Below are 1252 nucleotides of genomic sequence, written 5' to 3'. Positions count from 1 at the left end.
GGCGTCCCAGACCGGGTCGGCGAGCCCGACGTCCTCGCCCGTGAGCAGAGCGACGCGGGTCCCGTCGACGACGAGGTGGGCGAGGCCGGGGTGGCCGTGGACCACGACCGCGGCCGGCGAGGCGACGACCGCCTCCGCCCAGTCGGCGAGCTCGAGGAGACCGCCGGCGCCGAGCTCCTCGGCGGCGGGCGCCCAGCCACCGGCGAGCCAGCCGCGGGCGCGCTGCAGCGGACGCGGAGGGAGCGGCTCCCCGGCGGGCCGGGCGCCGTGGAGCGCGTCCAGCGCGCCCTTCCACTCGCGGCCGACGGAGACGAGCGCCTCCTCCGACAGCTCGTGGAGGAGCGCGGGCAGCAGGGCGCGGGCGGTGGTGCGGTAGCGGCGGATCGACGGGTCGGCGCCTCCCGGCACGATCCGGGGATCGGGCGCTGCGAGGCGGACGGGCACCGGCGAGAACGGCAGCGGCGCCTGCTCTCCGAGGCGGCGGGTCCAGACGGTGGTCCCGTCGGGTCCTTCCGAGAGCTCGGTGACGAGCAGCCCGGTGACGAGGGCCCGCGGAGGGGCGGTGGTGCTCACGCCGACCTCGCCTCCTCCGCCGCCGCCGGTGCCCTGCGCAGCGACTCCAGGTGGCGCAGCACCGCGGGGAACGCGGGCGGCACCCAGGCGAGCGCCGTGTCGCTGGACTCGCTCGGCCCGGGCACGGGGTCGATGACGGTGAAGTTGGCCGGCTCGCGCAGCAGCGCGAGGGTGGACTCGACGACCGGGTTGCCGAGCGCCCGCGGCGGCAGCGACGGAGCGATGCACACCGGCGCCTCCGTCGTGAGGGCCGCGAGCAGCGACGGGGAGTCGGTGATGCCGTGCGCGAGGCGCGAGGCGTAGTCGAGGGTGGCCGGGTAGATCAGGATGAGGTCGGCCCACTCGGCGAGGTCGACGTGGGCGACGACGATCTCGTCGTCCCAGCGGTCGTCCTGGATCCGGCCGCGCAGTCGCGACTCCAGGTTGTGCCGGGTGGTGAAGCGGTAGGCCGAGTCGCGGACGAGCACGCGGAACTCGGTCGCCGGAGCGGCGGCGCGCGCCCACTGGATCCAGTAGGGCATGACCTGGGTCATGGCGGAGCCGGTCAGGACGAGGGCCACCCGGGAGTAGCCGAAGCGGCCGAGCGAGAGGTCGGAGAGTGCGGCGCTCTGCGCACCGGGCGGGGTGGTCATGGCGGTCTCCTCAGAGGGCGGCGGGCGGGAGGGCGGATCGGGTCGCG

General features: G+C 76.5%; 1 protein-coding gene and 1 pseudogene. Both read right to left on the bottom strand.

Going from position 1 to position 1252, the window contains the following annotated elements:
• A pseudogene (locus C5C82_RS17065) lies at positions 1 to 573 on the bottom strand (hypothetical protein); the annotation flags it as partial.
• Complete coding sequence (locus C5C82_RS17060) at positions 570 to 1205, bottom strand: flavoprotein (protein ID WP_104257114.1); 636 nt, start codon at positions 1203 to 1205, stop codon at positions 570 to 572. The pseudogene C5C82_RS17065 and the gene C5C82_RS17060, both read right to left, overlap by 4 nt.
• Positions 1206 to 1252 lie beyond the last annotated feature (47 nt).

It is taken from the genome of Rathayibacter sp. AY1D5 (assembly GCF_002932515.1).
GTDB lineage: Bacteria > Actinomycetota > Actinomycetes > Actinomycetales > Microbacteriaceae > Rathayibacter.
This window is presented reverse-complemented; position numbering and strand designations above follow the sequence as displayed.